The 25,480-nt window shown below is 46.7% G+C and carries 21 protein-coding genes and 1 tRNA gene; 17 read left to right on the plus strand and 5 right to left on the minus strand.

Going from position 1 to position 25,480, the window contains the following annotated elements; translation table 11 throughout:
* Positions 1-28: 28 nt before the first annotated feature.
* From ACR3I3_RS05735 to ACR3I3_RS05790, 12 genes are all read left to right on the plus strand, one after another.
* Entirely contained in the window at positions 29-1,621 is a 1,593-nt protein-coding gene (locus tag ACR3I3_RS05735) for a DNA-directed RNA polymerase subunit B'' (RefSeq protein WP_440953592.1), read from the plus strand.
* Positions 1,618-3,432 carry a DNA-directed RNA polymerase subunit B gene (gene rpoB, locus ACR3I3_RS05740; protein WP_440953593.1) on the plus strand — a complete coding sequence of 605 codons (1,815 nt, stop codon included), beginning with the start codon at positions 1,618-1,620 and terminating at the stop codon, positions 3,430-3,432. Before ACR3I3_RS05735 ends, rpoB begins: the two co-directional genes overlap by 4 nt.
* A 12-nt stretch (positions 3,433-3,444) precedes the next feature.
* Positions 3,445-6,090 carry a DNA-directed RNA polymerase subunit A' gene (locus ACR3I3_RS05745; protein WP_440953594.1) on the plus strand — a complete coding sequence of 882 codons (2,646 nt, stop codon included), beginning with the start codon at positions 3,445-3,447 and terminating at the stop codon, positions 6,088-6,090.
* Complete coding sequence (gene rpoA2, locus ACR3I3_RS05750) at positions 6,090-7,259, plus strand: DNA-directed RNA polymerase subunit A'' (RefSeq protein ID WP_440953756.1); 1,170 nt, start codon at positions 6,090-6,092, stop codon at positions 7,257-7,259. Before ACR3I3_RS05745 ends, rpoA2 begins: the two co-directional genes overlap by 1 nt.
* Before the next feature lie 79 nt (positions 7,260-7,338).
* Entirely contained in the window at positions 7,339-7,626 is a 288-nt protein-coding gene (locus ACR3I3_RS05755) for a 50S ribosomal protein L30e (RefSeq protein WP_440953595.1), read from the plus strand.
* A 17-nt stretch (positions 7,627-7,643) separates the two neighbouring features.
* A complete protein-coding gene (locus ACR3I3_RS05760) occupies positions 7,644-8,069 on the plus strand; it encodes a NusA-like transcription termination signal-binding factor (protein WP_440953596.1) in 426 nt (141 codons plus the stop codon).
* A 69-nt stretch (positions 8,070-8,138) separates the two neighbouring features.
* Entirely contained in the window at positions 8,139-8,567 is a 429-nt protein-coding gene (locus tag ACR3I3_RS05765; RefSeq protein ID WP_440953597.1) for a 30S ribosomal protein S12, read from the plus strand.
* Positions 8,568-8,571: 4 nt separating this feature from the next.
* Positions 8,572-9,132 (plus strand): 30S ribosomal protein S7, encoded by a 561-nt coding sequence (locus ACR3I3_RS05770; protein WP_440953598.1) that lies wholly within the window; start codon positions 8,572-8,574, stop codon positions 9,130-9,132.
* A 45-nt stretch (positions 9,133-9,177) separates the two neighbouring features.
* Entirely contained in the window at positions 9,178-11,370 is a 2,193-nt protein-coding gene (locus ACR3I3_RS05775) for an elongation factor EF-2 (protein ID WP_440953599.1), read from the plus strand.
* A gap of 126 nt (positions 11,371-11,496) precedes the next feature.
* On the plus strand, positions 11,497-12,765 hold the full coding sequence (gene tuf, locus ACR3I3_RS05780; RefSeq protein WP_440953757.1) for a translation elongation factor EF-1 subunit alpha: 1,269 nt from the start codon (positions 11,497-11,499) through the stop codon (positions 12,763-12,765).
* Positions 12,766-12,797: 32 nt separating this feature from the next.
* The gene (rpsJ, locus tag ACR3I3_RS05785; RefSeq protein WP_048195085.1) at positions 12,798-13,109 is read left to right on the plus strand and encodes a 30S ribosomal protein S10; all 312 of its coding nucleotides are present in this window, start codon (positions 12,798-12,800) and stop codon (positions 13,107-13,109) included.
* 189 nt (positions 13,110-13,298) lie between these two features.
* Positions 13,299-13,499 (plus strand): MarR family transcriptional regulator, encoded by a 201-nt coding sequence (locus ACR3I3_RS05790; RefSeq protein WP_440953600.1) that lies wholly within the window; start codon positions 13,299-13,301, stop codon positions 13,497-13,499.
* A 31-nt stretch (positions 13,500-13,530) separates the two neighbouring features.
* On the opposite strand, the gene ACR3I3_RS05795 is transcribed toward ACR3I3_RS05790, so the two are convergent.
* A complete protein-coding gene (locus ACR3I3_RS05795; protein ID WP_440953601.1) occupies positions 13,531-15,141 on the minus strand; it encodes a PAS domain-containing sensor histidine kinase in 1,611 nt (536 codons plus the stop codon).
* A 301-nt stretch (positions 15,142-15,442) separates the two neighbouring features.
* Between ACR3I3_RS05795 and ACR3I3_RS05800 the strand changes: the two genes are divergently transcribed.
* Positions 15,443-15,514, plus strand: a tRNA-Arg gene (locus tag ACR3I3_RS05800).
* Positions 15,515-15,553: 39 nt separating this feature from the next.
* On the opposite strand, the gene ACR3I3_RS05805 is transcribed toward ACR3I3_RS05800, so the two are convergent.
* Positions 15,554-15,967 (minus strand): hypothetical protein, encoded by a 414-nt coding sequence (locus tag ACR3I3_RS05805; protein WP_440953602.1) that lies wholly within the window; start codon positions 15,965-15,967, stop codon positions 15,554-15,556.
* A 196-nt stretch (positions 15,968-16,163) separates the two neighbouring features.
* On the opposite strand from ACR3I3_RS05805, the gene purB reads away from it, so the two are divergent.
* Together purB and ACR3I3_RS05815 are read left to right on the plus strand one after the other, a co-directional pair.
* Positions 16,164-17,504, plus strand: coding sequence for an adenylosuccinate lyase (purB, locus tag ACR3I3_RS05810; protein WP_440953603.1), 1,341 nt, complete (start codon positions 16,164-16,166; stop codon positions 17,502-17,504).
* Positions 17,505-17,513: 9 nt separating this feature from the next.
* Complete coding sequence (locus ACR3I3_RS05815) at positions 17,514-18,098, plus strand: FmdE family protein (protein WP_440953604.1); 585 nt, start codon at positions 17,514-17,516, stop codon at positions 18,096-18,098.
* A gap of 76 nt (positions 18,099-18,174) precedes the next feature.
* Here ACR3I3_RS05815 and uvrA read toward each other — a convergent pair whose 3' ends face one another.
* The gene (gene uvrA, locus ACR3I3_RS05820; RefSeq protein ID WP_440953605.1) at positions 18,175-21,000 is read right to left on the minus strand and encodes an excinuclease ABC subunit UvrA; all 2,826 of its coding nucleotides are present in this window, start codon (positions 20,998-21,000) and stop codon (positions 18,175-18,177) included.
* A gap of 210 nt (positions 21,001-21,210) precedes the next feature.
* Here uvrA and ACR3I3_RS05825 point away from each other — a divergent pair, with 210 nt between their 5' ends.
* Positions 21,211-21,639, plus strand: coding sequence for a desulfoferrodoxin family protein (locus ACR3I3_RS05825; RefSeq protein ID WP_440953606.1), 429 nt, complete (start codon positions 21,211-21,213; stop codon positions 21,637-21,639).
* A gap of 61 nt (positions 21,640-21,700) precedes the next feature.
* Here the strand turns inward: ACR3I3_RS05825 and ACR3I3_RS05830 are convergent, their stop codons facing one another.
* Positions 21,701-22,549 (minus strand): TatD family hydrolase, encoded by an 849-nt coding sequence (locus tag ACR3I3_RS05830; protein WP_440953607.1) that lies wholly within the window; start codon positions 22,547-22,549, stop codon positions 21,701-21,703.
* 50 nt (positions 22,550-22,599) lie between these two features.
* On the minus strand, positions 22,600-22,974 hold the full coding sequence (locus ACR3I3_RS05835) for a DUF6713 family protein (RefSeq protein ID WP_440953608.1): 375 nt from the start codon (positions 22,972-22,974) through the stop codon (positions 22,600-22,602).
* 253 nt (positions 22,975-23,227) lie between these two features.
* On the opposite strand from ACR3I3_RS05835, the gene ACR3I3_RS05840 reads away from it, so the two are divergent.
* Positions 23,228-25,453 (plus strand): NADP-dependent isocitrate dehydrogenase, encoded by a 2,226-nt coding sequence (locus tag ACR3I3_RS05840; protein ID WP_440953609.1) that lies wholly within the window; start codon positions 23,228-23,230, stop codon positions 25,451-25,453.
* The last annotated feature ends 27 nt before the right edge of the window (positions 25,454-25,480 follow it).

Below are 25,480 nucleotides of genomic sequence, written 5' to 3' on the forward strand. Positions count from 1 at the left end.
AGAGGCCTATTTTACAAAGGACAAGATTGTGCAGCATCACATTGACTCTTACAACAAGTTTCTCAAAAATGGTCTCCAGAAGATCATTGATGAGCAGGGTATAATCGAGACCGATCTTGAGGATATCTATGTTAAGCTTGGCAGGATAAGGGTGGAAAATCCGGTAGTTAAGGAAGCCGACGGTGCAATTGAGAAGTTGTATCCGAACGAGGCAAGGTTACGTAACCTTTCCTATTCAGCTCCCCTTTTCCTGGAGATGTCTGTTGTACAGAATGGTGAGGAACAGGAGCCAAGGGAAGCCAAGATCGGCCAGCTTCCGGTTATGATCAAATCAGATATCTGTAATCTGGTTGGGATCCATGATTCTGAAATGATCCAGCACGGTGAGGATCCGCTTGATCCGGGAGGATATTTCATCGTCAATGGTACCGAGCGTGTTGTAATGACTCTCGAGGACCTTGCACCTAACAAGATCCTGGCAGAGTTCGGTGAACGCTATGGTGATATGATCGAGGTCGCAAAGGTCTTCTCCCAGAGGAGAGGTTACAGGGCACTTGTAGTTGTGGAAAGAGGCAGGAAGTCCCTTCTTGAGGTATCATTCCCATCCATTTCCGGTCGTATCAACTTCATCACATTGCTGCGTGCCCTCGGGATCGAGACTGATGAGGATGTCGTAAAGGTAGTCTCCACTGACCAGGAGATCATGAAGTTCATGTTCGAGAATCTCGAAGAAGCTGAGGTACACACCATTGAGGATGCTATCGAGAAGATCGGTAGTCGTGTTGCATCAGGCCAGGCGAGGGAATATCAGATGAAGCGTGCAAACTACGTAATTGACCGCTACTTGCTCCCACACCTTGGAAATGATCCTGCAGACCGGATCGCAAAGGCTCACTTCCTTGGAAGGATGGCTGAGTCATGCTTCGAACTTGCACTTGGCAGGAGAAGTGCCGATGATAAGGACCACTATTCCAACAAGAGGCTAAAACTTACAGGCGACCTGATGGAAGATCTGTTCAGGGTAGCTTTCAACCGTCTTGCACGTGATGTGAAATACCAGCTCGAGAGGGCTAATATGAGGAACAGGGAACTTAATGTGGCAACCCTTGTGCGTGCCGATGTTCTTACTGACAGACTCCAGCATCCACTTGCTACGGGTAACTGGGTAGGTGGAAGAAGTGGTGTATCACAGTTGCTTGACCGTACCGATTACATCTCAACACTCTCACACCTGAGACGTGTAATCTCCCCTCTGTCAAGAGCACAGCCTCACTTCGAGGCCCGTGACCTGCACCCGACACAGTGGGGAAGACTTTGTCCTTCCGAGACTCCTGAAGGTCCTAACTGTGGTCTTGTGAAGAACTTTGCCCAGATGGTCGAGCTCTCGACCGGTGAGGAGGATGTGAGTTCTGTCAAGAACATCCTGCATGGTATCGGAGTGAACCCTGTTGAACTGTATGTTCCTGAAAAGGTACTTGATTATTCTTCCGATGTCATCTATGCAGAGGAACTTGATATTGTACCTGAGGATGTGACTCATAAGGCAGAGGATGATTATCATGATTTTATGGATGAGAACATTGACCCCCTCGGCGATGATAAAATGGAGGTACTTGAATGACTGAAACAAAGGTATTCCTTGACGGAGAGCTTATCGGAACACATAACAATCCGGTGGAACTTGTTGAGGATATCAGGAAGCAGCGCCGCAGTGGACTGTTGTCTTCTCAGTTAAATGTAACACTTTATGAAGATATTCACGAAGTGATCATAAATTCGGATATGGGTCGCGCCAGAAGGCCATTGATCATTGTGGAGGACGGTATACCTCTGGTCACAGGCGAACATATCGAGAAGCTGGAGTCCGGTGAACTATCATTCCCTGAACTTGTGGCGCAGGGATGTATCGAGTATCTGGACGCTGAGGAAGAAGAGAACGCTTTCATTGGTCTTTATGAAGAAGACCTTACCCCAAAGCACACTCACCTTGAGATCGACCCTTCACTTATGCTTGGTATATGTACCGGAATGGTTCCATATCCGGAGCACAATGCATCTCCGAGGAACACTATGGGTGCAGCGATGATTAAGCAGTGTATTGGTGTATCCACCTCTAACCTTAAGCTCAGGCCGGACACCCGTGCACATGTACTCCACTATCCTCAGAAAGCACTTACACGTACTCACACATGTGAGTCTATTCATTTCGATGACCGCCCTGCAGGACAGAATTTCGTTGTTGCTGTCATGTCATACGAAGGACACAACATTGAGGATGCGCTTGTCTTCAACAAAGGTTCCATTGAGAGGGGTCTTGGAAGAAGTCACTTCCTGAGGACATTCGAGGGAGAAGAACGCCGCTATCCTGGTGGGCAGGAGGACAAGTTCGAGATCCCTGACTCTGAGTTCAGGGGTGCCCGCAGTGCAGAAGCATATGCAAACCTTGACATCGACGGTCTTGTGAACCCTGAGACCATTGTAGGTCCTAATGATGTTCTTATCGGAAAGACAAGTCCTCCGAGGTTCCTTGAAGAGCAGTCTGATTTCGGTATCACCGTTGAGCAGCGCAGGGAAAGTGCAATTACCATGCGTTCCAACGAGAAAGGTATCGTGGACACTGTCATTCTGACCGAATCCATTAATGGTACCCGTCTTGCAAAGGTTAAGATAAGGGACCAGAGGATCCCTGAGATCGGTGACAAGTTCGCATCAAGGCACGGTCAGAAAGGAGTTATCGGTCTGATCGTTCCGTATCAGGATATGCCATTCACAGAATCCGGAATGGTGCCTGATCTTGTAATTAACCCACACGCTATCCCTTCACGTATGACCGTCGCTCACGTTCTGGAGATGATCGGTGGTAAGGTAGGTTCCATTGAGGGACGCCGTATCAACGGGACCGCTTTCTCAGGTGAGACCGAGGACGATATCCGTGAAGGCCTTAAGAAACACGGTTTCTCACACACGGGTAAGGAAGTATTCTCCGACGGTGTGACCGGAAAGAAGATCCAGGCAGATGTTTTCGTAGGTGTTATCCTTTACCAGAAACTGCATCATATGGTTGCATCAAAGATACACGCCAGGTCAAGAGGTCCTGTACAGGTACTGACTCGCCAGCCAACAGAAGGACGTGCCCGTGAAGGAGGTCTCAGGTTTGGTGAAATGGAAAGGGATGTACTGATCGGTCACGGTGCTGCAATGACTCTCAAGGAGAGGTTGCTTGACGAGTCTGATAAGGTAGTTGAGCTTGTCTGCGGACACTGTGGTATGATAGCTACCTTTGACAGGACACGTAATGTCAGGTATTGTTCGAACTGTGGTGCGGAAACTGATATCCACCCGGTGGAAATGAGCTATGCTTTCAAGTTGCTCCTTGATGAGATCAAATCTCTGGGAGTTGCTCCAAGACTTAGACTTGATGATGCAGTCTGATGGTGATGCAAGATGGATAATATGATACCTTCAATACCAAAAAGGATCGGTGCGATCAAATTCGGTCTGATTTCCCCTCGCGAAGTGAGGAAGATGAGTGTCACATCGATCATAACTGCGGACACCTATGATGACGACGGTTACCCTATCGATATGGGACTTATGGACCTGCGTCTTGGTGTGATCGACCCTGGACTTAAATGTAAGACCTGTGGCAGCCGCGCCGGAGAATGTCCAGGTCACTTCGGTCACATTGAACTTGTGGCCCCTGTGATTCACGTGGGCTTTAACAAGACTATCCGTAAGATCTTACGTTCAGTATGCTGCAAATGCAGTTCCCTTATGCTTGAGGAGAGCAAGAAGAGGGAATATCTCGAACAGCTTTCCAAATACAAGGACATGGGCCACCTCCCTGATGATGTCATCAATGATGTCTTTAAAGAGGCAAGGAAGCCAAAGGTCTGTCCTTACTGTGGCGAAACCCAGCTTGAGATCAAGTTCGAGAAGCCAAGTGAGTATATCGAGGATGGTCACAAGCTTACCCCTACCGAGATCCGTGACAGGTTCGAAAATGTCTCTGACGATGATATCCGTGTAATGGGAATGAACCCGGATACTGCCCGACCTGAGTGGATGATCCTTACAGTGCTTCCGGTCCCACCGGTCACAGTGAGACCTTCGATCACACTTGAGTCCGGTCAGAGAAGTGAAGACGACCTTACACACAAGCTTGTAGATATCATCCGTATAAACCAGCGTTTCCAGGAGAACAGGGATGCAGGTGCTCCACAGCTTATTATTGAGGACCTGTGGGAGCTGTTACAGTATCACGTTACAACTTATTTCGACAACGAAGTTTCAGGTGTACCACCTGCAAGGCACAGGTCGGGAAGGCCACTGAAGACACTTACCCAGCGTCTTAAGGGTAAGGAAGGGCGTTTCAGAGGCAGTCTTTCCGGTAAGCGTGTCAACTTCTCCGCACGTACGGTAGTTTCCCCTGATCCAAACCTCAGTATCAATGAGGTCGGTGTGCCGATCGCAATTGCAATGCAGATGACCATCCCTGTGAGGGTCATTTCGAGGAACCTTGATCTGATGAAGGAGTACATACGCCGTGGAAAAGAGGTCCATCCAGGTGCTAACTATGTCATCCGTGACGATGGTCGCCGTATCAAGGTGACCGAGCTGAATGCCGAGGAGCTTGTGGAGAAAATTGAACCCGGATGGGTTGTCGAAAGGCAGATGCAGGACGGGGATATCGTTCTGTTCAACAGGCAGCCTTCTCTTCACAAGATGAGTATCATGGCTCACCGTGTAAAGGTACTTCCAAACAAGACCTTCAAGCTCAATCCTGCAGTATGTCCGCCATACAATGCTGACTTTGACGGTGATGAGATGAACATGCACGTGCTCCAGACTGAGGAATCCCGTGCAGAGGCAAGCATCCTCATGCAGGTGCAGGAGAACATCCTGTCCCCACGTTTCGGTGGTCCTATCATTGGTGGTATCCACGACCACATCTCAGGTCTGTTCCTTCTGACCAGAAATGAGAATTTCATCAGTAAGAACGATGCTCTGGAACTTCTCCGCAAGTCCGAGTTGCGTGAGTTGCCGGAACCTGCCGGACACCTGGAAAGTGGTGAACCATACTGGAATGGTAAGCAGATCTTCAGTCAGATCCTTCCTAAGGGACTTTATGTAGAGTTCCCTGCACAGGTATGTTACAAGTGCGAGACATGTAAGAAAAGTGAATGTGAGCATGATGCTTACGTTGTTATCGAAGACGGTGAACTCCTCAAAGGTACTATCGATGAACAGTCCATCGGTGCTTTCAAAGGTAAGATCCTTGATAAGGTTGTCAAGGAATTCGGAACCACTGCAGGTGCCCAGTTCGTGGATGACTTCACAAGGCTTGCTATCAGGGGTGTCATGAAGACCGGACTGAGCTTCGGTATCAGTGATGAGGATATCCCAAGGGATGCCAAGGTCGAGATCGCAGCAAGGCTCAAGAGTGCCGAGGATGAAGTGGCTGCACTTATCCAGGCATATGAGGCAAAGGAACTTGAACCATTGCCAGGTAGGACACTTGCAGAAACGATCGAGATGAGGATCATGCAGACCCTGGGTAAGGCCAGGGATGACACCGGTAGGATAGCCGATAACCAGCTTGGTCTTGAGAACTCTGCGGTTATTATGGCAAGGTCTGGTGCTCGTGGTTCTATCTTGAACCTGACTCAGATGGCTGCCTGTGTCGGACAGCAGGCTGTTCGTGGTGAGCGTATCAGAAGAGGATATGCCGGAAGAACATTGCCTCACTTTGACAAGGGTGACCTTGGTGCAGATGCACACGGTTTCGTTAAGGCAAGTTACAAGAGCGGACTGAACCCTACCGAATACTTCTTCCACGCAATAGGAGGTCGTGAGGGTCTTGTAGATACTGCGGTACGTACTTCCCAGTCTGGTTACCTGCAGAGGCGTCTTGTTAACGCACTCCAGGACCTTGAGGTCCAGTATGACGGTTCCGTGCGTGAGACCAGAGGTGTAATCGTCCAGTTCAAGTATGGAGAAGATGGTATCGACTCCACAAAGAGTGATTACAGTAAGCCTGAGGCGATACACCGTGTTGTCAGGGCCGTTACAGGAAAGGAGGTGGCATGATGTCCATCAGTGAAGCAACTATTGATTCCATGATTGGTGGTCTTTCACTTCCGAAGACCACACTTGAGACCCTCAAGAACGATGTGATGCAGGTAGGTGTTACCAAGAAAGAACTTGAGGAGATCATCGAGCGTGTAATGGCTGACTATAATTATGCCTGTGTCGAACCATGTGAGGCTGTGGGTGTTGTATCTGCGCAGTCCATTGGTGAACCGGGTACTCAGATGACCATGCGTACCTTCCACTACGCCGGTGTCGCTGAGATCAACGTTACACTGGGTCTTCCACGTCTTATCGAGATCGTGGATGCCAGAAAGACGCCGAGTACTCCTATGATGACAGTTGCACTTGCAGAAGGTTATGCAACTGACAGGGACCTTGCAAGGAAGGTTGCCTGGGAGATCGAAGCAACTCACATTGCACATCTTGCAGATGTTACTACAGATCTTGCTAACATGAATCTTGTTGTCGACCTGAACGAGAAAATGCTTGTTCAGAGGGATATCACTGTTGATGCTATTGCAGAGAAGCTTGAAGATGAACTTGGTGTTGCTGTCAAGATCTCAAGTGCTGTGAGCAACCAGATAATTGTGCATCCTAACGAATCTTCATACAGGGAATTGCTTCAGCTTGCCAAGAAGATCCACACTATTACTCTCAAGGGTATTGAGGGTATCAAGAGGGTAGTTATCAGGAAAGATGGCGATGAGTATACTCTCTATACGGAGGGGTCCATGCTGAGGGAAGTCCTTGAAGTTGAGGGTGTCGATATCACAAGGACTTACACCAATAATATTGGTGAGATCTATGAGGTATTCGGCATCGAAGCTGCCCGCAATTCCATCATAAAAGAAGCAAGTGATACCCTTCGTGAGCAGGGTCTTACTGTTGATATTCGCCACATCATGCTTGTGGCAGACATCATGACCTGTGATGGTGAAGTAAAGCAGATCGGTCGTCATGGAATCTCCGGTGAGAAGGCCAGTGTATTTGCCCGTGCAGCGTTCGAGGTCACTGTGAACCACCTGCTTGATGCAGGTATGCGTGGAGATGTGGATGAGCTCAATGGTGTTACTGAGAACATCATTGTCGGTCAGCCTATAAAACTTGGTACAGGTGACGTTCATCTGGTTGCCAGAAATCCCTTTGAAGACGTTGGGGAGCAATGAGTACAACCAGAAAGTAGATATAAGGAATCAGTTATTAGAATACAAATCTCAAATTGACAAATATATGAGTTGATGTAAAATGGATATTAATGTTGATAAAGCACTTATCAAAGTTATCAGGACAGGTTCTGTTATCATCGGTGCTAACCGCACCATTGATGCAGCTGTCAAGAACGAAGCAAAAATGGTAGTTCTTGCATCCAACTGTCCTGCAGACGTCAGAACACAGATCGAAGCAACAGGCGTGCCGGTCCTGAACTACGATGGAACAAGTGTGGACCTTGGTCCTGCATGCGGTAAGCCATTCACCATTGCAGCAATGGCTATTATGGATGCAGGAGAATCAGACATACTTGCAGTTGCTTAAATCAGGAGTTGTATTAATTGGGTGAGATCAGACTTTCAACAGAATGTGTAAGATATATTGCTTTGTTTGAAAGTATGACCCACGCCTCAATTAAAGATTGTATTATCGATGATGGCAGGGTCATCTATGTCGTGAATACTGGTGACATGGGTGCTGCTATTGGAAAACGTGGAGACAACATAAACCGGGTAAAAAAGTCCGTTGACAAGCACATAGAGCTCATTGAATATTCGGATGAGCCGGTTACATTTATAAAGAATGCATTCGGTACTGTGTCTGTCAAGTCCGTCAATATATCTGAGAAAGGTGGCAAGAAGGTCGCCTATGTGGATGTACCTGCAAGTGAAAAAGGTCTTGCTATCGGACGCAATGGAAGTAATATTGAAAAGGTAAAAATGGTAGTTAGTCGCCATCACGATATCGATGATGTGATCTTACAGTGAACTATCGTTCACATATAATTATAATAAATTCAACTCATTATGTACGGAACATTATTGGGAGGATAATATATGCCAAATGGAAAATATGCAGCTCACAGACTTCAACAGGTCCGCAAGGATGCCAGGTGGAAAGACACCGGCTACAGCAGGCGTACCTTAGGTCTGGATGTTAAAGCAGACCCTCTTGGTGGCGCACCACAGGGTCGTGGAATCGTACTTGAAAAAGTAGGTGTTGAAGCAAAACAGCCAAACTCTGCTATCAGGAAATGTGTAAGGATCCAGCTGATCAAGAATGGTCGTCAGGCAACAGCTTTCTGCCCAGGTGACGGTGCTATCAACTTCATCGATGAGCACGACGAAGTGACCGTAGAAAGGATCGGTGGCCGTATGGGTGGTGCAATGGGTGATATTCCCGGAGTACGCTTCAAGGTCATTGCAGTCAACAACGTCAGCCTGAGAGAAATGGTCATTGGAAGAAAGGAAAAACCAAGGAGATAATTCCATGTACAAGTTATTCGGAAAATGGGATCTTTCAGAGGTAGAGGTTACTGATGCTGGTATCAAGAGATATGTAAATCTTGATCCTGTTATCATTCCACACACGTCAGGCAAACACGCAAGACAGCAGTTCAACAAATCCGATCTTTGCATTGTTGAGCGTCTCGTTAACAACGTGATGCGCAATGAGCAGAACACCGGTAAGAAACAGCTTGCTATGCGTATTGTGGACGATGCATTTGATGTTATCAACAAGAGGACCCAGAAGAACCCTGTTCAGGTACTTGTGGAGGCCATTGCCAACGCAGGTCCAAGGGAAGAGGTCGTAAGGCTCAAATACGGTGGTATCTCCGTACCAAAAGCAGTAGATACCGCACCACAGAGGCGTGTCGACATCGCACTGAGATACATCACAATGGGTGCAAACCAGGCATCATTCAAGTCAAAGCGCTCCGCTTCCGACTGCCTTGCATCTGAGCTTATCGCAGCTTCAAACCGTGATGCAAAGTGCTTCTCCATCAACAGAAAGGATGGTAAGGAAAGGGTCGCAAAGGCAGCACGTTAATCGTGTTGTTCTTTATTTTTTACAGATTCAATCGTAGGTTTTATTATGGGACGAAGGAAAAAAATGGTTGAGCGTGTAACAGCGCTGATGAGTAATCCGGTAATGATCAGGAACATCGGCATTGTCGCTCACATCGATCACGGAAAAACAACTCTTTCAGATAACCTTCTTGCAGGCGCAGGAATGATCTCCAAGGATCTTGCAGGTCGCCAGCTTTTCATGGACTCTGATGAAGAGGAACAGGCGAGGGGTATCACCATCGACTCCGCGAACGTTTCAATGGTTCACGAGTACGAGGACGAAGAGTATCTTATCAACCTTATCGACACACCGGGTCACGTTGACTTTGGTGGTGACGTTACACGTGCAATGCGTGCTGTAGATGGTGCTGTAGTAGTTATTGATGCTGTAGAAGGTACCATGCCTCAGACCGAGACCGTTCTGAGACAGGCACTGAAAGAGCACGTCAAACCAGTACTTTTCATTAACAAGGTCGACCGTCTTATCAATGAGTTGCAGGTCGATGCACAGGAGATGCAGATCAGGCTCGGTAAGCTCATTGACCACGTCAACAAGCTTATCAAAGGCATGAACGAAGAGCGCTACAATGCAGGCTGGAAGGTCAATGCAGCAGAAGGTACAGTAGCATTCGGTTCAGCTCTTTATAACTGGGCTATCAGTGTTCCTATGATGCAGAAGACCGGTGTCAGCTTTGGTGAGGTATATGACTACTGCCGTGCTGAAGATATGAAAGCACTGGCAGAGAAATGCCCACTCCACGAAGCAGTCAACGATATGGTCATCAGGTTCCTTCCAAGTCCTATCGATGCTCAGGAAGACAGGGTCGGTGTCATCTGGCACGGCGATCTTACTGAAGGTATCGGTAAGGAGATGGCTGACGCTAACGCAAAGGGAGACCTTGCATTCATGGTAACTGACATTTCCATGGACCCACACGCAGGAGAAGTCGCAACAGGAAGGCTTTTCAGCGGTTCACTTACACGTGGTATGGAAGTTTACGTGTCAGGTGCAGCAAAGAAGAACAGGATCCAGCAGGTCGGTGTGTTCATGGGCCCTGAGAGGCTTGAAGTGGACGAGATCCCTGCAGGTAACATTGCTGCAGTTACTGGTCTTAAAGATGCTATTGTCGGTTCAACCGTCACAACCCTTGAAGGCATGGACCCATTCGAGAGCATCAGGCACGCAAGCGAACCTGTGGTCACTGTGGCTGTTGAAGCAAAGCACATGAAGGACCTTCCAAAGCTCGTTGAGGTTCTCCGCCAGGTCGCAAAGGAAGACCCAACACTTAAGATCACACTTGACGAAGAGACCGGTGAACACCTTATGGCCGGTATGGGTGAACTTCACCTTGAGGTCATTGCTCACAGAATCGAGCGTGACAAGGGTGTAGAGATAACAACAACACCACCTATTGTGGTATACCGTGAGACCATCACAGGTACAGCAGGTCCTGTAGAAGGTAAATCCCCTAACAGGCACAACAGATTCTATGTTGTTGTCGAGCCACTCGAGGCAGAAGTACGTGAGCTCATCCGTAGTGGTGAGATCTCCATGAGAATGCCTGAACTTGAGAGAAGGGAGAAGCTCATTGAAGCAGGTATGGACAAGGATGAGGCGAAGAACATTGTCGATATCTTTGAGAGCAATGCCTACTTCGACATGACCAAGGGTATCCAGCACCTGAACGAGACAATGGAGCTTGTCCTTGAAGGATTCGTAGAGGTCATGAAAGGCGGTCCACTTTCAAAGGAACCATGCATGGGTGTAAAGGTCAAGCTCATGGACGCAAAGCTCCACGAGGATGCTGTCCACAGAGGTCCTGCACAGGTCATTCCTGCATCCAGGCAGGCAATCCAGGCAGCAATGCTCATGGCAAACGACACACTCTTCGAGCCATACCAGAAGGTATTCATCCAGACCCCGCAGGAGCAGATGGGTGGAGCTACAAAGGAGATCCAGGGACGTCGTGGTATTATCATCAACATGACATCCGAGGGTGACACAACCATCATCGAGTCCAAGGCACCAGTATCCGAGCTCTTTGGATTTGCAGGTGACATCAGGTCCGCAACAGAGGGCCGTGCAATGTGGAGCACAGAGTTCGCAGGATTTGAACCACTTCCAACCAACATGATCAGCGAAGTAGTTTCAGGTATCCGTGATCGCAAGGGACTCAAGAAAGAGCTTCCACAGGCACAGGACTTCCTTAGCATGTAAGATGGATATTTCATCCATCTTTTTGACATGAATTAACCTATCCTCTGGAAAGGTTTAAAAGTAGGAACAACAATTTAGGTCAAAATTATAGATATTACATCTAACAATCAAAGTAAAGGAGAATATATTATGGCTGAGAAACCACATATAAACTTAGCAGTTATTGGTCACGTTGACCACGGCAAGTCAACCTTTGTCGGAAGATTGATGTTCGAGACAGGTGCAGTACCTGCTCACCTTATCGAGAAATACAAGGCAGAAGCAAAAGAGAAAGGTAAGGAATCCTTCGCTTTTGCATGGGTAATGGACTCACTCAAGGAAGAGCGTGAGAGAGGAGTTACCATCGATATCTCCCACAAGAGATTCGATACAGACAAGTTCTACTTCACAGTCGTGGACTGTCCAGGTCACCGTGACTTCGTAAAGAACATGATCACCGGTGCTTCCCAGGCAGATGCAGCTGTTCTTGTCGTAGCAGCACCTGATGGTGTAATGGCTCAGACAAAGGAGCACGTGTTCCTTTCAAGGACCCTCGGTATCAACCAGCTCATTGTTGCTGTGAACAAGATGGACGCAGCTGAGTACAGCGAGGACAGGTACAACGAAGTTAAGAAAGAGGTCAGCCAGCTTCTCGGTATGGTCGGATTCAAGGCAGACGAGGTTCCATTCGTCCCAACATCCGCATTCGAGGGTGACAACATCACAAAGTCAAGCGAGCACACCCCATGGTACAAGGGTCCATCCCTTCTTGACTGCCTTAACAACCTTAAGGAGCCAGAAAAACCAGACTCCCTCCCACTCCGTATCCCAGTACAGGATGCATACACCATCTCCGGTATCGGTACCGTACCAGTAGGTAGGGTCGAGACCGGTGTCATGAAGAAGGGCCAGAAGGTCACATTCATGCCAAGCGGTGCAACCGGTGAGGTAAAGTCAATTGAGATGCACCACGAGGAAGTTCCTGAAGCAGTACCTGGTGACAACATCGGTTGGAACGTAAGAGGTATCGGAAAGAACGATGTCAGGAGAGGTGACGTATGTGGTCCTGCAGACAAGCCACCATCGGTAGCTGAGGAGTTCACCGGACAGATCGTTGTCCTTCAGCACCCATCCGCTATCACAGTCGGATACACACCTGTATTCCACTGCCACACCACCCAGACTGCATGTACTCTCATGTCCATTGACAAGAAGCTCGATCCAAAGACCGGTCAGGTCAAGGAAGAGAACCCAACCTTCATCAAGGCTGGAGATGCAGCAATCGTTACAATCAGACCAACCAGGCCAATGTGCATTGAGCCTGTAAAAGAGATTCCACAGCTCGGCAGATTCGCTATCCGTGATATGGGTATGACAATCGCTGCCGGCATGTGCATGAGTGTTAAACAGAAATAACACTCTTCTCTTTCTTTTTAGAGGAGATGAACATGGCACAGAAAGCAAGAATACGATTATCAGGAACAAGTCCTGTGAATCTGGATGGTGTTTGTGATCAGGTAAAAGCTATCGCAAACCGCACTGGAGTAAGCATATCCGGTCCAGTACCACTGCCAACAAAGAAGCTGGTAGTTCCTGTAAGGAAGAGCCCTAGCGGCGACGGTACAGCATCATGGGACCACTGGGAGATGCGTGTCCACAAAAGACTTATTGACATCGCAGCTGATGAGCGTGCATTAAGGCAGCTCATGAGGATTCAGGTTCCAAAAGACATCAACATCGAGATCGTACTTCAGAATTGAGTACATCGATTTTGGTCAAAACAACCTGAAACAAGTTACAGATTTTTATCTGTAACATCTCTCCTCCCTATTTCTAATTTATTTTTCCAAAATCTTTTTCTTTAACCAAGACTATTCCTATCGTTTATTTTTATCATTTGTAGAAAACGTTTATATTATCACGTATCTATCTCAGTTTGAGGTTTAATCATGAGTGAAGATACATTAACTGAAACCGAAACAGCAGTACTGAATGCTCTGGAAAGCTCTGAAAAATCCTTAAGGCCGGGCGACATTGCAGAATCAACAGATATCGAAAGTAAGATCGTGAGCAAAGCAATCGCATCCCTGAAGAAAAAAGGTCTTATATACTCACCTAAAAGGTGCTATTACGACGTTTCAAAGGAATGATCCTTCCTTTTTTATTTTCTTTTACTATTACTTATTCTTTGATTTCGGGCTCTATTGGTATTGTTAAAGTAAAGGTGCTGCCTTTGTTCAGCTCACTGCTGACTTTAAGTGATCCTCCATGTAACTCGGAGTGCTTTTTAGCGAGGCAGAGTCCGAGTCCCATTCCTCCATGAACTCTTGTTGAGGATGAATCTACCTGGGTAAATGGGTTGAAAAGATTATCCATGTTCTCTTCAGAGATGCCTATTCCCCTGTCCTTTATCCTGAAAATTATGTCCCTGTCGGTGCTACGAACTTCAACTGCAATGGGGCAACCCTTTTCTGAGAACTTACTGGCATTTCCTATGAGGTGGATGAGAGTCTTTTCCAGCTTATCAAGATCAGCAATGATACATTTTATATCCGTGTTGATGTTTACTGTAAGTTCCTGATCTCTGTCCCTGATGATCGGTGTGAAATACTCCCTGATACCTTCCATAAATTCGTTTAATTCAATGGTAGTATATTCAAGTTCAAATACTTCTGATTCGATCTTTGAGACTTCCAGCATTAAATTAAAGACGTCAAGAAGACGCTTTCCGCTGGAATATATATTTGACAGGTATCTTTCCTGCCTTTCATTGATATCCCCAAACTTCTTTTCAAGGAGGATCTCTGAAAAACCTATAACTGCATTGAGCGGGGTTCGCAGTTCATGGCTCACGTTCGCAATAAATGTGCTCTTTGCCTGATTGGCGGTCTCAGCCTCAAGTTTTGCATGAAACAGGGCTTTTTCAGCGGCTTTCTTTTCAGTCACATCTATTCCCGAGGCAAGTAACCCGCTGGCGGCTCCATTGCTGTCGTAGAGGATTGAGTTATGCCAGGATATTATCCTTTCCTGACCTGATCTTGTGATGATCGGATTTTCGTGATACTCATTATTGTTGGTTTCAGTTGAAATGATCTGGTTGAATATCTTCTTTAGGGCTTCAGCTATATTTCCTGGTATGAAAAGGTCGAACCAGTTCTTTCCAATGATCTCTTTTTCAGAATAACCAAGGACTTCCCCTGCTTTTTTATTTAAGAGTGTGATGTTCTGGTTCCTGTCAAGAGCAACAAACATAACATTCGATACGTTCAGGTAATGCTGAGCCTTTTCCTTTTCCCTCATCAGATCACACTCGATCTTCTTGAGTTGATCGATATTCACCATTATACCATTGAGACCGGTAATCTCTCCGTCTTTGAGGATAACCTTTGAAGATGTGTGTACATGTGTTATCTTTCCGGACTTCGAAATAACCCTGAACATGTATGGTTTATGCTCCCCTTTAATTGTCTTATCCATATCCTCAAGAAGACCGGGAAGGTCATCAGGATAGATGTATCTTGTAAATGGGGTGCCTATGACCTCATGTGGTAAATAACCTGTAAAATGTTCGATAGCAGGGCTAATGTAGGTGAAATTACCCCTACTGTCTACACTAAAGACAACATCATTCAGGTTCTCAAGATGCAGTTTGTAGAACTCTTCTTTTTCCATGTATCTTTTGTTAACAAAAGCTACCTCCTCTTTGAGTTCCCTTATGGTTTGCTCAAGATCTGCTATCCTTTGATAACACTCAGAGTTCCGATCTTCTTTTTCCATTGTCATCTTTTTCATGAATGGGGCTCGTTTTTACAAATCTTGTCCGTAGATAATTTCATTATATACATGGTGTAATGTATTAAATTGAATATTAATATGTTTTGAAAAATAATATTATATCAATGATCTACTATATTTCATTGAATTATAATATACCAACGAACTAATGTCATGATCATATTTTATAAAAATGTCTTTTCATGACCATACGACTATCTTATAGCTCATGTTCCAAAACAGTAATATAATAACCGGTTTATCCTACAACAAGTCATCATTTTAATAACCTGTTAAGGGTTTCACAATGATGTATAATGGGCCTGTAGTGTAGTGGATATCACTTTAGCCTCCGGAGCTTAGAACCCGGGTTCGATCCCCGGCAGGCCCGTTCTATTGTTAATCTGTCCAGACAATACTGTTATTTTTATCACTTTTGCAGACCGTATATCTTCTCAAGATAGCTTTTGATCCTGCAATATACAAAGTTCCTGTATCCGAAATTATCCGGGATGTCGAAAGTAACAATTCCCTCCACGTGCCAGAATACGTTATTTACAAGACCCCTTTCTTCCATGTCATCGACGAAGAACCTGATCTTACTGAAATCCTCTGCGATCTGTCTCCAGTCGCCGGCTCTCATTTTGGATGGGTCCTTACTGCACATGACCTCGAATTGCTGGAGTCCGAATGCATATGTCTGGAACCATTGCCTGTCATCCTTTGACATTCTGATCGTTCCCTGTTTTGCATCCTCTGCCATCTGCTTTAGAAGAAGGTCGATATCCCTGGTAGTAAACTCGTTCTTTTCAAGCTTATCAAGGAACACATGTAATTTTTCCATGATAGTTTCCCCCTATTCTCAATATAATTTATGGTGTTTATCAATAGATAAACATTGCCTTTTTATTCACTCTTTTAGGTATGTTTTCATGCGAAATGCAATCTCATGCTCAAAGCTTATTTATGGGTTTGTTGTTTATGTACCCCATATAGTTCATTGGTAAATATAGTTCCACAATCCAAGGAGACCAAAAGATATGGCAATCCATCCTATTGAATATCGTTACGGTACCGAAGAAATGAAATATGTCTGGAGTGAGGCAAACCGTCTTGACAAGCTCCTCAGGACAGAGGCTGCTCTTTCGAAGGCTGAAGCAAAGGTCGGTATAGTTCCTGAAGAAGCTGCAAACGCAATTGAGAGAAGCATAGGTTCTGTCAATCTGGAAAGGGTCACAGAGATCGAGAATGAGATCCACCATGACATGATGGCCATCGTCCTTGCGATCTCCGAGCAGTGCAGCGAGGATGCTGCCAAGTGGGTCCACTTTGGTGCAACATCCAACGATATCCTGGACACCGCTACTGCTCTTCAGATGATGGATGCAGTTGCTATCCTTGAGGATAAGGTACGCATACTTCTGGACGTATTGCTTACAAAAGCAGAAGAACACAAGAACACTGTCTGTGCAGGAAGGACGCACGGTCAGATCGGTGTGCCAACAACATACGGTCTCAGGTTTGCCATCTGGGCAAGTGAGATGTCAAGGCACCTCGAGCGTCTGGGACAGCTTACACCACGTCTCCTTGTAGGACAGATGACCGGGGCTGTGGGTACACAGGCAGCATTCGGCAAGGATGGCATAGAGATCCAGAAATACACTATGGAATATCTTGGTCTTGGCAGTGTCGATGTCTCGAACCAGATCATCCAGCGTGACCGCCATGCAGAGTTCGTCATGTGGATGGCAAACACAGTAACCACCCTTGACAAGATAGCAGTGGAGATCCGCTCCCTTCAGAGAAGCGAGATCGCAGAGGTCGAGGAGAGCTTCCGCAAGAAACAGGTAGGTTCTTCCACCATGCCTCACAAGAGGAACCCTATCAAGTCCGAGCAGATCAGCGGTCTGGCACGTATAGTCCGCTCAATGGTCGAGCCGGAACTTTTGAACAATACTCTCTGGGACGAGCGTGACCTTACAAACTCCTCATGTGAAAGGGTAGTCTTCCCTGAAAGCTGTGTGCTTACCGACCACCTTCTAAAGCTGGCCATCGGTGTTATCGAGAATCTCAGGTTCTATCCTGAGAACATACGCAAGAACCTTGACCTTCTCCGTGGCCTTAACATGGGTGAAGCTATCATGATCGAGCTTGCAAAGCGTGGTGTAGGAAGGCAGGAAGCCCACGAGATCGTGAGAAGCTCCGCAATGGAAGCCCACGAGTCAGGCAAGCACCTCAAGGAAGTCCTTCTGGCAAAGCCAGAGGTCACTCAGTATCTTAGTGAGGAAGAAATCACAGACCTTGTGAATCCTGACAGGTATATCGGTACCGCTGTGGAACAGGTCGAGAATGTTGTCGCAAAGATCAGAAGCCAGCTCTAAGGTGTGATCATGGAACTGGAAGATGCTGTAAAGTTCCACGGGCACCTTTGCCCTGGACTTGTTATTGGTTACAGGGTAGCAACCTATGCGGCTGAGAAGTTCAAAGACCGATCAGAGGACGAGGAACTTGTGGTGGTCGTTGAGAACAAGTCATGCAGTGTTGATGCCATTCAGGTGATCAATGGCTGTACCTTTGGAAAAGGAAACCTTGTGTTCAAGGACCTCGGCAAGCACGTTTACACGTTCTTCAAGAGGGGAGAGCGCAAAGCTCTGAGAATATCAATAAACCCTCGCCAGAGTCGTGAGGATCCACGCTACAACGAGCTTTTCCCAAAGGTAAGGAACGGGACCGCTACTGATGAGGAAAAGGCAGAGTTCAAACAAAGACATGCTGACAGGGCCCTTGCGATCCTCGACATTCCGGACGAAGATCTGTTCAACGTAACAAATGTGGAGATAGAACCACCTGAAAAGGCCATGGTATACCGCTCCATAGCATGTGCGGAATGTGGCGAGGAAACAATGGAAACACGTCTTCGCGTAAAAGATGGGCAGATGGTCTGTCTTTCCTGCTTTGAAGGCTATGATATCTGACATTCAGGTCAGATATCCTTTTTTACCTTTTAGCTTTCCATACTCTCTGCTTTTTTGACCATTTTAAGTTTTCAATTTACTTCTTGAGCACTCTTTTCAGGAATTCACCTGTATAGGATACCTTGCTCTTAGCCAGTTTCTCAGGTGTGCCTTCAGCAACGATGGTCCCGCCACGTTCGCCACCCTCTGGTCCCAGGTCGATGACCCAGTCCGCTGTCTTGATGACATCGAGGTTGTGTTCGATCACTATGACCGTGTTACCTGCATCCACAAGTCTCTGGAGCACATCAAGAAGCTTTTTCACATCATCGAAATGAAGTCCTGTTGTGGGTTCGTCAAGAATGTAGACAGTCTTGCCGGTAGAACGCCTGCTAAGTTCGGTTGCCAGCTTCACGCGCTGTGCCTCTCCTCCTGAGAGGGTTGTCGAGGACTGTCCCAGCTTGATGTATCCAAGACCGACATCGTATAGTGTCTGGAGCTTGTTCTTTATCTTTGGTATGTTCTCAAAGAACTCCAGCGCTTCCTCCACGGTCATGTCAAGGACATCCGCGATGGTCTTATCCTTGTAGGTGACCTCAAGTGTCTCACGGTTGTAGCGCTTCCCGTGACAGACCTCACAGGGTACGTAAACGTCAGGCAAAAAGTGCATCTCGATGGTTATGATACCGTCACCTGAACATGTCTCGCACCTGCCCCCACGGACATTGAAGCTGAACCTTCCGGGCTTGTAACCGCGTGCCTTTGCCATCTTTGTCTGTGCAAAGAGCTCCCTGATGGGTGTGAACAGGTTGGTATAGGTGGCAGGATTGGAACGCGGTGTCCTTCCGATAGGGGACTGGTCTATCGTGATGACCTTGTCGATCTGTTCCAGACCCTTGATATCCTTGTATTTGCCCGGCCTGTCCCTTGCACGGTGAAGCTTCTGGGCAAGCACCTTGTTGAGCGTCTCATTAATGAGTGTGCTCTTTCCTGAGCCGGATACGCCTGTGATACAGTCCATGACCCCAAGCGGGAAATTCACATCAATACCCTTGAGGTTGTTCTGTGATGCACCTTTTAAGACCAGCTTGCCGGTTGGCTTGCGCCTCTTCTCCGGGACTGCGATCTCAAGTTTTCCGCTCATGTACTGGCCGGTGAGCGAATCGGGGTGTGCCATTATCTCTTCCGGCGTGCCCTCTGCCACGACCTCTCCGCCGTGGATACCTGCACCTGGTCCCATGTCGATAACATAGTCAGAATCCAGTATCGTCTCTTCATCGTGTTCCACGACAACCACCGTGTTGCCAATATCACGAAGATGCTTCAGTGTATTGATAAGTCTGAGATTGTCCCTCTGGTGCAGCCCTATGCTTGGCTCGTCAAGGATGTACAGCACGCCCATAAGGCTGGAACCTATCTGGGTGGCAAGCCTGATACGCTGTGCCTCTCCTCCTGAGAGGGTTGCTGCCGAGCGGCTCAGTGTGAGATAATCGAGACCTACGTCCATGAGGAATCCGAGCCTTGCCTTTATTTCCTTGAGGATCAGCCTTGCAATAGAATATTCCCGAGGTGTGAGGGTTGACTCCAGTTCCTCGAAGAACCGCAATGAGTTCTCCACGGACATCTGGGTGACCTCGATGATGTTGTTGTCATTGATGGTCACAGCAAGACTGGCGGGTTTTAATCTGTTACCATTACAGGTTGTACAGGGTTTGGTGGTGATGTATTTCCTCAGCCTGTCCTTTGTGTTCTCGGAATCTGTATTGTCATATGTCTTTGAGATGTTGGAAATTACTCCCCTGAAGCGTCCTTTGTGCTTCCACATGCCTCCGTTCTTGCCGATGTGCACGAAGTTGATCATCTCATCGGTACCGTTGAAGATGATGTCCCTGTGCTTTTCCTCAAGTTCCTCGAAGGGCACATCCATTGAGAAACCGAAATGCTGTGCAACAGATTCCAGTGCCTGCATGTAATAGCCGTCCTTTTTGTTCCAGTGTTCGATGGCACCTTCTCTCAATGTCAGGGTGGGATCAGGAACGATCAGTTCGGGGTCGAACTCCATTGAAGTTCCAAGTCCGTGGCATTCCTCACAGGCACCCTGTGGGCTGTTGAAGGAGAACGCGGAAGGTTCCATTTCCTCAAAACCGATCCCGCAGTCCGTACAAGCAAGGTTTTCGCTGAACACCATCTCCTTGCCTTCAAGAACGTGGACCATCAGTGTTCCGCCACTCTTCTCAAGAGCCGTTTCAACGGAATCCGACAATCTCTCCTCAATTCCCTTCTTGATCACAAGGCGGTCCACAACCACTTCGATGTTGTGCTTGTAGTAGCGTCCAAGTTCGATGGATTCCACATCATCCAGTGATACGATCTCGCCATCTACTCTTGCACGGGCAAATCCCTCTCCTCTGAGGTCCGTGAGCAGCTTCTTGTACTCTCCTTTACGTTCTCTCACAAGAGGTGCAAGGATGTGGACCTTTGAGCCTTCTTCTATCCTCATGATGCTGTCAACGATCTGGTCAACGCTCTGGGGTTCGATTGCCTTTCCACATTTCGGACAGTGCCGGATGCCTATCCTTGCATAGAGAAGCCTGAGGTAATCATAGATCTCGGTAACCGTTCCCACCGTGGAACGGGGGTTCTTGCTGGTGGTCTTCTGTTCGATGGATATGGCAGGGGAAAGTCCCTCAATGTACTCTACATCTGGTTTTTCCATAAGCCCCAGGAACTGCCTTGCATAAGCTGAGAGGGATTCCACATACCTTCTCTGTCCCTCCGCATATATGGTATCGAATGCAAGGGATGATTTTCCCGACCCGCTCAGTCCTGTAATGACTATCAGTTTGTCACGGGGGAATACGACGTCGACATTCTTCAGGTTGTGCTCCTTGGCACCTTTGACGATTATATTTTTAAGGGACATGGTTTCTGGAAAGTAGTTGTTTTCAGGAATGTAATGTTCTCAGGATAAGTCGGAGTTTGAGATATTTAAGTGACAGGATTAAAGGTTTGCTGTTGAGATCAGATATAATGTTCTATTAGAAGTTCGTGGTAATTCTTAGTTTTTCTACTCGCACACTTAAATATATCATTTGATCAAAAATATGCTATAGAACTAAGGGTGGGTTAACTAATGGAATTAACTGATATCATAGGATCCGAATATTCCGATAAAGTGGACGATCGTTCAAAAGAAAGACACATTCCAACGATAGAGGTCCTCAGGAACTATGAAGATACCGGGAAAGAATACATCCGTGTTGTTGTGGGGAAAAAAGTGAAACATCCGAACACTCCTGAGCATCACATCGAATACTTTGAACTCTATGGCCGTACCAAGATGATGGATACGGTCACCATAGGCAGGGTAACCTTCGGTCCGGGAGTCAAGCCGGATGCTGTGTTCGGGCTTGTGAACTTTGGCAAGTATCGTGAGTTCTGTGCTATCGCCTACTGCAATATCCATGGCCCATGGCAGAACTGCATCGAGATCCGTGAGCAACTCAGGCTGACAGCCGGTTGCAGAAGGGAGAAGTGCCTGCAGGAAGGTTTCGGGGTTTGAAGAAATGAAAGAAAGAAAGAAAGAAAGAAAGAAAGAAAGAAAGAAAATTAAGATCGCTTGATCAAAGCTCGATCTCCACCTCATATACTTCTTCCACATTCTCCTTGTGGATCTTCCAGAATGGCTCTTCACCGTACTCTTCCACAAGTTTCAATGTCCTTCTGGGTATGGTCTTTGGTCCCAGTACGGCCCCGGGTCTTTCAGGGTCATCGATATAATCGGTTTCCATCATGAACCTTGTTCCCTCTTCAAGGGCCTGTTCGATGGCACCTTTGCCTGCAAGTACTCCCGGGAAGATGCCAAGTTTCTCGCAAACGTTCACAAGCGGGGGAGCGTAGTGTTTTACCACCTTGTTCAGACGGATGCCTGTTCCCTTTGCCCTTTCGGCAATGTCGATCAGTTCCGGTTCTTCAACACTCTCTGTATGAAGCTGAATTGCACAGTCGTGTTCCTTTGCAAGCATGAAACCGTGTTCCATGACAGCATTTGATGCATCCCATATTTCTTCTGATACCGGATAGTGAGGACGTCCGCTCTTTAACCCCACGGCAACTCCCTCATCGACGTACGTTGCAGCGATCTCAAGCCCGCTCTTCATAAGCTCAACAGCCCTGTCAAGTTCCATACGTTCGGTGAGCTTTGTTATCTCGGCCGGATGGACACCAAGCACCGGGAAGGCCTTTACTCCGGTCTCGTTGATCTGCCTGGCAAGGTCAACGGTCTCATCGAAGACTATCCTGTAGTCCTCAGGTCCTGTGACCTCAACTCCGATGGTCCATGTGGGTTTGGAAACAAGGATGATGTGAGTTCCCCCTGCGTTCTGGAACTCCCTGACAGCTTTCAGTCCCTTCGCACGGGGGTCGATGTGCATGTGCTCATCGGTGATGGGGATCTTTGGTGATGTGCTCATGTGTTAATAGATGTGGGGATGGCAGATAATGTTACTGTCTTTTTGCTACATCATTTTAGAATTAGGTTGATGGTGAGGTAGGCTTGTACTACTGATACTATCAGCGTTGAGGCCAGAATAAGTAGCGAGATCGTTGTTTTGAATTCGTCCCGACCATTACTTATGAAATACATATGGGCTGTAAATGCAAATATTCCGCTAAGGCTCAGGATCAATGAGCATATAAGTCCCATGTAAGACTGCTGGTAGATCAGTACCAGTCCGTATAGCACAAAAAATAGTACTGGAATGTGTATCAGGAGGAATCCGGTGATTCCACCTGGCAATCTGAAGAGCTTCCACTCTTCCCAGTAAGCGGAATCGATCTCGTGGTCTATCAGCAGGATCGAGTTTACCAGATAAACCCAGAACAGGATGTCTGACATGATGTTTACACCACTTTGTGAAATCAATTTACGATTTTCTATTTTGATGTGATGATATATTATATGTTGTCTTGATATCGGATCAGATCAGCAAATTGTTTATCCTGGCATAGGCTGGAGATGACAATGAGCCGCTGAGAGATCATTGTGCAAAATGATGAATTCCTGGCTAAAAAGGGATGGGGTCTCTTTATATAGAATAAAGCGCTTCGATTCGATAAAACGTTATTAATTTACAGAGAAAAGGATTAACATGGCGCAGAAATCGACAATCATTTATACGAAAACCGATGAAGCTCCGGCTTTGGCAACCAGTTCGCTCCTGCCTATTGTACAGGCTTATGTGAAAAACGCCGGAATCACTATGGAAACGAGGGATATCTCCCTGGCTGGAAGGATCATTGCCCAGTTTCCCGAAAGGCTGACAGAGGACCAGAAGATTTCCGATGCCCTTTCCGAATTGGGAGAGATGGTCTTAACTCCGGAAGCCAACATTATAAAACTACCCAATATCAGCGCTTCAGTTCCCCAGATTAAAGCGGCAGTCGCAGAACTCCAGGCTCAGGGATATGATCTGCCCGATTATCCCGAAGATCCTTCTAATGATGAAGAAAAGGCGATCAAAGCGAAATTCGATATTGTCAAGGGCAGTGCTGTTAACCCTGTATTGAGAGAAGGGAATTCTGACCGCAGAATTCCTAAATCTGTAAAAAATTATGCGAAAAAATATCCCCATTCCATGGGAGAATGGAAGTCCGATTCCAAATCCCATGTATCCAACATGACCGGCGGAGATTTTTACGGCAGTGAGAAATCTGTTGAAATTGAAGAGGCTACCAATTTCAGAATTTTCTTTACAGATGACGCTGGTAATAAAACACTATTAAAAGACAAAGCCCCTCTTCAGACCGGAGAGATCATTGATGCAGCTGTTATGAACAAAAAAGCGCTTCAGGCATTTCTGGCTGAACAGATAGAAGATGCCAAAGCTAAAGATGTCTTATTCTCCGTTCATTTGAAAGCGACAATGATGAAAGTTTCCGATCCTATTATCTTCGGTCATGTGGTTAAGGTCTTCTTTAAAGAGATATTTGATAAATATGGTGATCTGCTTTCAGAATTGGGTGTAGATCCCAACCAGGGACTGGGAGATCTCTATACAAAGATCCAGAATCTGCCAGAAGACAAACAGGCTGAGATCAAAGCAGATATAGATGCTGTGTATGCCAGGAGACCGGCATTGGCTATGGTTAACTCCGATAAGGGAATTACCAATCTCCATGTTCCCAGCGATGTTATCATCGACGCTTCCATGCCTGCAGCAATCCGCTCATCAGGTTGCATGTGGGGACCAGACGGGAAACTGAAAGATATGAAAGCCATAATTCCAGATCGCTCTTATTCGGGAGTGTATCAGGAAACTATTGAGTTCTGTCAAAAACACGGTGCCTTTGATCCATCAAAAATGGGAAGCGTTTCCAATGTGGGGCTTATGGCGCAAAAAGCTGAAGAATATGGCTCACATGACAAGACCTTTGAGATGACTGGTACAGGAAAAGTTCAAGTTGTCGATGACAACAATAATGTACTCATTGAACAGCCGGTAGAGGAAGGAGATATCTTCCGCATGTGTCAGGTGAAAGACGCACCCGTTCAGGACTGGATCAAGCTGGCCGTTAAACGGGCCGAAGCGACAGGCGATCCTGCAGTCTTCTGGCTCGATGAGAAAAGAGCTCACGATTCCCAGCTCATTAAAAAAGTGAACAAATACTTGAAAGATTATGATACTGATGGTCTGGAACTATTGATCAAAGCTCCCGTTGAAGCGACCAGGTTTTCATTGGAGAGAATTAAAGAGGGCAAAGATACGATCTCTGTGACTGGAAATGTTTTGAGAGATTATCTGACAGACCTCTTTCCCATCTTGGAAGTGGGAACCAGTGCGAAAACGCTATCAATCGTTCCTCTAATGAATGGCGGTGGACTTTTCGAGACAGGTGCCGGCGGTTCGGCACCCAAACACGTACAGCAATTTGAATCGGAAGGTCACCTGCGTTGGGACTCTCTAGGTGAATTCCTGGCCTTAGCTGCTTCTCTGGAGCATCTGGGCAACAGTTTTGATAATCCTAAAGCTCTGGTTTTAGCAGAAACATTGGATAAGGCGACAGAGCTGGTTCTGGAAAACAGAAAATCACCTTCCCGAAAGGTGAATGAGATTGATAACAGAGGATCTCATTTTTATCTGGCAATGTATTGGGCTCAGGCTCTGGCTGATCAGGAGAAAGATAGCGAATTAAAAGCGATTTTTGAACCTGTAGCTAAAGCTCTGATGGAAAATGAAGAGAAGATTGCCAATGAGTTGTTAGAAGCTCAGGGCAAAGCTATGGATATCAAAGGATACTACGCTCCAGATGAGGAGTTGAAATCCCGGGCCATGAGACCTAGTGCGACTTTGAATGGGATTATCGATTCTATTTAATTTTATTGTGGAATCAAAAGGAAAGCC

It is taken from the genome of Methanococcoides mangrovi, from assembly GCF_052057775.1.
GTDB lineage: Archaea > Halobacteriota > Methanosarcinia > Methanosarcinales > Methanosarcinaceae > Methanococcoides.

Bases quoted from the DNA above. Each gene is read 5' to 3' on its own strand.
- ACR3I3_RS05825 (WP_440953606.1), top strand. From the start codon at position 21,211: ATGGAATTAACTGATATCATAGGATCCGAATATTCCGATAAAGTGGAC.
- purB (WP_440953603.1), top strand. From the start codon at position 16,164: ATGGCAATCCATCCTATTGAATATCGTTACGGTACCGAAGAAATGAAA.
- ACR3I3_RS05770 (WP_440953598.1), top strand. From the start codon at position 8,572: ATGTACAAGTTATTCGGAAAATGGGATCTTTCAGAGGTAGAGGTTACT.
- ACR3I3_RS05840 (WP_440953609.1), top strand. From the start codon at position 23,228: ATGGCGCAGAAATCGACAATCATTTATACGAAAACCGATGAAGCTCCG.
- ACR3I3_RS05755 (WP_440953595.1), top strand. From the start codon at position 7,339: ATGGATATTAATGTTGATAAAGCACTTATCAAAGTTATCAGGACAGGT.
- ACR3I3_RS05790 (WP_440953600.1), top strand. From the start codon at position 13,299: ATGAGTGAAGATACATTAACTGAAACCGAAACAGCAGTACTGAATGCT.
- ACR3I3_RS05815 (WP_440953604.1), top strand. From the start codon at position 17,514: ATGGAACTGGAAGATGCTGTAAAGTTCCACGGGCACCTTTGCCCTGGA.
- rpsJ (WP_048195085.1), top strand. From the start codon at position 12,798: ATGGCACAGAAAGCAAGAATACGATTATCAGGAACAAGTCCTGTGAAT.
- ACR3I3_RS05830 (WP_440953607.1), bottom strand. From the start codon at position 22,549: ATGAGCACATCACCAAAGATCCCCATCACCGATGAGCACATGCACATC.
- ACR3I3_RS05775 (WP_440953599.1), top strand. From the start codon at position 9,178: ATGGGACGAAGGAAAAAAATGGTTGAGCGTGTAACAGCGCTGATGAGT.
- ACR3I3_RS05835 (WP_440953608.1), bottom strand. From the start codon at position 22,974: ATGTCAGACATCCTGTTCTGGGTTTATCTGGTAAACTCGATCCTGCTG.
- ACR3I3_RS05765 (WP_440953597.1), top strand. From the start codon at position 8,139: ATGCCAAATGGAAAATATGCAGCTCACAGACTTCAACAGGTCCGCAAG.
- ACR3I3_RS05795 (WP_440953601.1), bottom strand. From the start codon at position 15,141: ATGAAAAAGATGACAATGGAAAAAGAAGATCGGAACTCTGAGTGTTAT.
- rpoA2 (WP_440953756.1), top strand. From the start codon at position 6,090: ATGTCCATCAGTGAAGCAACTATTGATTCCATGATTGGTGGTCTTTCA.
- ACR3I3_RS05745 (WP_440953594.1), top strand. From the start codon at position 3,445: ATGGATAATATGATACCTTCAATACCAAAAAGGATCGGTGCGATCAAA.
- rpoB (WP_440953593.1), top strand. From the start codon at position 1,618: ATGACTGAAACAAAGGTATTCCTTGACGGAGAGCTTATCGGAACACAT.
- uvrA (WP_440953605.1), bottom strand. From the start codon at position 21,000: ATGTCCCTTAAAAATATAATCGTCAAAGGTGCCAAGGAGCACAACCTG.
- ACR3I3_RS05805 (WP_440953602.1), bottom strand. From the start codon at position 15,967: ATGGAAAAATTACATGTGTTCCTTGATAAGCTTGAAAAGAACGAGTTT.